Raw genomic sequence first — 6,012 nt, 5'->3', positions numbered from 1 at the left:
GCAATGGCTGCCGTGCTGAACATGACATGTCCAGCTGTGCTTTTGTTCTTCATGCAGCCTCCAGCACCTGATGCGCTTGATACAGCGAGGCGTAGCGACCATTGACGTTCATGAGCTCGCGATGGTTGCCAGTCTCCATAAGACGACCTCGGTCCAGCACCAGAATCCGGTGGGCCATCCGCAAGGTGGACAAGCGGTGCGCAACAATAAATACCGTGCGGCCCTCACAAATACGAGCCATGTTGTCGTGAATAACTCGCTCGCTTTCGTAATCCAGAGCCGCAGTGGCTTCATCGAACAACAGGATTTGCGGGTTACCCACCAACGCACGCGCAATAGCGATACGCGAGCGCTGACCACCCGAGATCTTGCTTCCTCGCTCGCCGATCACCGTGTCATAGCCCTCGGGCAGCTGCAGAATGAATTCATGCGCGCCGGCCAGTCGGGCGCTTTCCATCACAGCGTCCATGGCAATAGCCGGATTACCTAGCGCAATGTTTTCGCGCACGGAACGATTGAACAAGGCCGTATCCTGCCCGACTACGCCGATCTGCCGACGTAGCCAGGCGGTGTCCACTACGCTTAGATCCATGCCATCAAGCAAGACCCGGCCCTTCTCGGGGAGATATAGGCGCTGCACTAACCGCATGAAGGTGGTCTTGCCCGCGCCAGAAATGCCCGTAATTCCAACGATCTCACCAGGACGGATATCCACGCTCACGTCGCCCAGCACCTCCGGAGCATTTTGGGTATAGCGAAACGAAACATTTTCGAATGTCACCCTACCCTCCAATGCTGGCGGAGTACTACGGCCTGGCTGAAACACGGGTTCGGGGGTGGCATTCATGATGTCGGCCAGGCGCTTGATACTGACCTTCATTTGGGTAAAGTCCTGCCACAATGAAGCGAGCTTCAGGATGGGCGCATTGACACGGCCCGACAACATATTGAAAGCGATCAGGCCACCCACCGTCATGTCACCGTCAATCACCAGCCTGGCACCAAAGTACAACAGCACTACCGTCAATACTTTGCTGGCCAGGCCGATAAACTGGTTGGTGGCATTGCCCAAATGGCCCGCTTCAAAAGCGGCCGTCACATAGTCACACAGTCGCCGCTCCCAATCCCGCTGCCATGCACCTTCCACGGCATGGCTCTTGAGTGTTTCCATGGAAGTGACGGTTTCCACAAGAAATGTCTGATTTTCGGCACCCAGCGCGAACTTGTCTTCCAGCTTCTTGCGCATAAGCGGCGTGATCAGCCAAGACGCGACAAAAAACACCGGCAAAGAGCAAATCACGATCAGAGTGAGCGCCACACTGTAATAAAACATGACGCCCAAGAACACCATCGCAAAGAACAGGTCCAGCCAACTGGTCAACGCGCTGCCTGTCATGAAATTGCGCGCGTTCTCCAGTTCCCGCACCCTTGCCACTGTATCGCCGCTACGACGTGACTCGAAATAAGACAGCGGCAGATGCAGCAGGTGACGAAATAGCTTGGCTCCCAGTTCCACATCAACTCGGTTCGTTGTATGGGTAAAGAGGTAATGCCGCATGGCACTGAGCACCACCTCGAAGAGCCCCACCCCCAACAGGGCAACCACCATTACATCCAGCGTGGTCATCGAACGATGCGTAAGCACCTTATCAATCACCACCTGGAATATCAAGGGGGTGAGGAGTGCGAATATCTGGATAAAGAAAGATGCAAGCAAAACCTCGCCGAGCACCTGCTTGTACTGACTCAGCGATGTCCAGAACCAGCCGACTCCAAAACCCAAGCCGGCACCATGACTGCCAGGCACCATTCCCGCTGCCTGTGAACGCGCCGTGATCCATTCAATCTGAGCAGCCTTTGCGGCCTGTTGAGTCATCCGCTGGCCAAACTCGATCCATGTCAACTTTTGTGGCTGCGCAGCACCGCTGGCTTGAACCACCACGTTATGCGCATCGGCATGGCCTATCAGCAGCCAACCTCCATCAATATCATGCGTCAGCGCGGGAAGCGGGCCGCGAACCAACTTGCCGATGGAGGTTCGGTGATGGATGACCTCCAGTGACAAGCCTTGCAAGGCTTGAACCAATGCAGCACTATCCGGACCGTCCACGGGCCAAGCATGATGTTGCGCCAGCCGCGCTACATCGGCGTTAACACCTACAAGGTGCAAGAACGATGCAATCAGGTTATGCAACGCCTTCGTCGTATCTTGCGATTTTGTGAAATCTACGGAGTCCACCTGGGCCGACTCTGCCGGGTTGGAGACGATGGTGTAAGTGTTGGGTGTCACGCAGTGTTTCGAGAAAGGAGGAAGACGATCGAGGCAAAGCTATAGAAAGAAAATTTCAAAGACGCTACTTGGGCCTAGCGGATTTAGAGGACTGCAGGCGTCCCCGTTTCGCTGGATTTCGCAGGCAGCCATGCTGAGTAGTTACCGCCGCTGAGCTCTAACCCAAGTTTGGACAAAAAGCGACCAGTTCTCTGCATTGCTACACCGCTGGCTATGCCAACATACATTTCCGCAGCAGTCCGGGCATGTGCCCAGGCGCGGAAGGCCATCACCATCTTGATGGCAGCCAAGCCCCCTCTATGCTGAGGGTGCACCAACAAAAAAATTGACGAAGCGATTCGCTCGTGGGAAAAAAAATACTCGTCGATGCTGCCAATCATCAAGCCGTGCATCCCGCCAGAGCTATGACGCGCACCCACAAAGAACGTGGTGGACAACGGTTTCTCAACCATGTGGGCAAATCTCTGCGCCACACGCTCATCTTCGTAACACAAGCGCGAAAACCGGCTTTCCACATGGCAAAGCCGCCCAAGCTCCACCAATTGCGGAATGTCGCCCAATGTAGGTGGTGCGATTTTCACGCGGCAGATCCATGCAATTGAACAACCGGCGATTGCGCAGCCTGCTCCCACTGCACCTGAGCAGCCARCAGGGCGTCATGCGAATCTTGACCGTCAATCGCTTCAATGCTGATCAACGGTGTTGTGTCTTGGGCTCCAGTAACAGTGTTTATCATTTGCACCATCAGCAAGGCCATATGCTCTGGCGTGAGCGGCACAGCCACTACAGAGGTCGCAACAGGTTCGACCAGCGCAACCGAAATAGCATCACCATTGGGCTGTGCGATAGCGGCCGCCGTCGAAGCGCGACCAGCCTCAGAAGCATTCATAGCCGCTAACGTACCTGGCAAGCGAGCGGTTTCATCAACCGCAAACGCCACATCACCCACAGCACCCGTGCGACCATCCGACCACGTAAAGCGAGATTGCCCCAGCTCAGTGACACCGTCCAACTGCCGGATTTGATGGTCGCTTGTGAGACCAATTTGAGTGATGCCGATTTCGTCCAAGGTATGAAACTCGCCCAGAGAGCTCACGCCATTGCCATCAGCATCTTGCCAAACCCCGAATTCCCGCCAACGTGCATCCAACCGGCTCAGCAAGGCGTCGCCATTGCTGTCAAAAGTGGCAAGGCCTTCCAGGTCAGTACGCGAACCGGCGAGGTAGCTTGTAAAAGATATTTCATCAAAACGATCAATCACCCGGTCGGCGCCTATGTCACGCACCAACAAACCGTCGTCGGTCGACACCCACGCCAAGTGCTCTCGCCAGCCGTCGCTATTAACATCGAAATAGGCTTTGGAATCGTCCAGGCCCACGTATTGCAAGCCATTACCATTCAGGTCCAGCGTGACAGGCTTTTTACCGCCGCCTCCACCACTTGCGTTAGAACCCATATGCACGGTATTGATGGCAACGGTGGTACCGGCACCGCCGCTGTCAGTCACATTGATGCTGAAGGGATCAGCACCGCTGTAGCCATCGCCTCGCTGGCTGTAATACTGCCACGCGCCCGTCTCACTGACCCAATAGGAGCCAGCCTGGGTGTGATCGATCGAGTCCGGCGCGTTTGCCGCTGTGTACAGGTTGGCCCAGGCATGGCCATGCTGTGCCGATGCACTCAGTCCAAAACTARGTTGATCTGAATTTCCGTCCGGGTCAAAAGCCACCACACCGCCGTTTTGACGATACGGATCATCGTCCAGATAGCCCGATTCGCCACTCGTAAACGTTGCATCCTGATTATCAAAACCGACTGGGCGCAGGTGACCGTTGAGGTAGGTGCTACCGCCAGATCCAATAAGCAGGCCACTGCCCAACAGTGAGCGTGCCTGACTTTCTGAGTAAACCAGCACCGTCGCCTGACCGATTACCACGGTGGCGCCGCTTTCATCCACGCCGTAAACGTTTTGCACCGTGGCTCCGTAAATTGGTCGGCCATACCATATGTCTTCGATGACGGGTGCATCGTTAACCGATTGCACATTCAGATAAGCAGTTGCCCAAGTCTGACCACCTTCTCCATCATTGCTTCTGTACTCAAAAGTGGCTGTGCCAAAAAAGTTGGAACTGGACTGAAACCGCACACTGCCGTCTGCCTGCAAAGTGACTGTGCCATGGCTGGCGTTACGCACGGCATCCACCGTCAAGTTGGCCAAGCCACTCGCATCCGGATCTGAGTCGTTGGCCACGAGTTGGCCGCGCTGGATAACAAACACAACATCTTCAAATCCGATAAAACTGTCGTCTACCGCCAAAGGATTCACATTGATTGCCGAAAAGTCAATCTCCGTTGTACCCACGCTTTGCCCGCCGTCCGCATCCTGCACTACGTACTGAAACTGCCCCCGCCCCGCATAACCCGGCGTCGGCGCAAAGGTCACCGACCCATTTGCATTGAGAACCGCACTGCCATGGATCATCCCTTGTACTGCCACGATACTCAAGCCGGTCGGAGTCTCCCGATCCGTGTCGTTGGCCAGCAGCGCTGCCTGGCTCAGGGTGTAGGTCGCGTCGCGCTTGCCCATCAGCAATTCGTTGTTGACCACGGGGACATCGTTGACCGATGCCAGATTCACCATCGCTGTGCCTTGTACCTGCCCACCGTTGCCGTCATCGACTACGTACACAAAACTGGCCGGGCCAAAATAGTCCTGTTCTGGCGTGAACTGAATCGTTCCATCGGCCAGCAAGGCCACCGCGCCATGCTGCGCACCACTTACCGCGCTGATGTTCAGCACCTGCCCGTTGGTGGCCATGTCCACGTCAGTGTCATTGGCTAGCAACAAGGCAGGGTTGATATTGAGAACCACGTCTTCRTCACTTGCAATGCTCTCACCCGCGACCACGGGCAGATCATTGACGGGCAACACCGTCAGACACATGGTCGCCTGGGATTCAAGGCCCTGACCTGCAGCGATCAGAGCATCGCTGCGGTCACCCACCCAGTAGCTGAACTGGGCCGGGCCGTTGTAATTGAGATCGGGAACGAAGCGCACCATGCCATCGGCTTGAAGAAAGGCCTGGCCATGCTCAGCCAAACCGACACGCGTGACGTGCAACACATCACCATCCCGAGCTGTGTCCACATCAAAGTCATTAGCCAGCAGGTCTGCAACGTTGAACATCAGTGTGTTGTCTTCGTTACCGACGGCGGTGTCATCCCGCGCAGTAGGGGCATCATTGACACTGACGATCTCCAGCGTAGCGTTGGCCACCGTGCTCAAGCCGTACTGGTCTGTCACCGTGTAGGAAAAGCTAGCCCTTCCGTAGTAGTTGGTCTCCGGAATAAAGACCACTTCGATGCCGCCAGTCTCGTTGATACGCAACGCAACCTGACCATGACTTGGGTTACCCACAGCGCTAATGCTGAGCATGGGCCTGTTCAAGAAACTTGCCGCGTTCAAAGTGCTGTCGTTGGCAAGCAAGGTTTCGGCAGTGAGGCGCAGTCCGATGTCTTCGGTGCCGGCGATTAGCTCACCTTTGACTTCGGGATAGGCCAGTAGCACATCGGCACCCATCACAGTGGCGATCAATCCCGCAGTATGTGCAGCTGAGGATGTCCAGTTCGATTCAGCAGAACTCGCTATTGAATTGATAGCTGCTTGCGCCTGTATTTCTTGGGCTAGAGCCTGATTTAACGCATAAATATCGCCCGTCAAC

3 protein-coding genes are annotated in these 6,012 nt (G+C 55.6%); all 3 read right to left on the bottom strand.

Annotated elements, in window-relative coordinates; all coding sequences use genetic code 11:
- Nucleotides 1-49: 49 nt before the first annotated feature.
- Nucleotides 50-2,290 (bottom strand): type I secretion system permease/ATPase, encoded by a 2,241-nt coding sequence (locus tag AC1D1X_RS13565; RefSeq protein WP_477668262.1) that lies wholly within the window; start codon nucleotides 2,288-2,290, stop codon nucleotides 50-52.
- A gap of 83 nt (nucleotides 2,291-2,373) precedes the next feature.
- Nucleotides 2,374-2,871 (bottom strand): hypothetical protein, encoded by a 498-nt coding sequence (locus AC1D1X_RS13560; protein ID WP_477668263.1) that lies wholly within the window; start codon nucleotides 2,869-2,871, stop codon nucleotides 2,374-2,376.
- Nucleotides 2,868-6,012 (bottom strand): tandem-95 repeat protein (locus AC1D1X_RS13555; protein ID WP_477698453.1); only part of this gene is annotated, 3,145 nt, incomplete at its 5' end. The genes AC1D1X_RS13560 and AC1D1X_RS13555, both read right to left, overlap by 4 nt.

This window comes from Polaromonas sp. P1_G4 (assembly GCF_056405475.1).
This window is presented reverse-complemented; position numbering and strand designations above follow the sequence as displayed.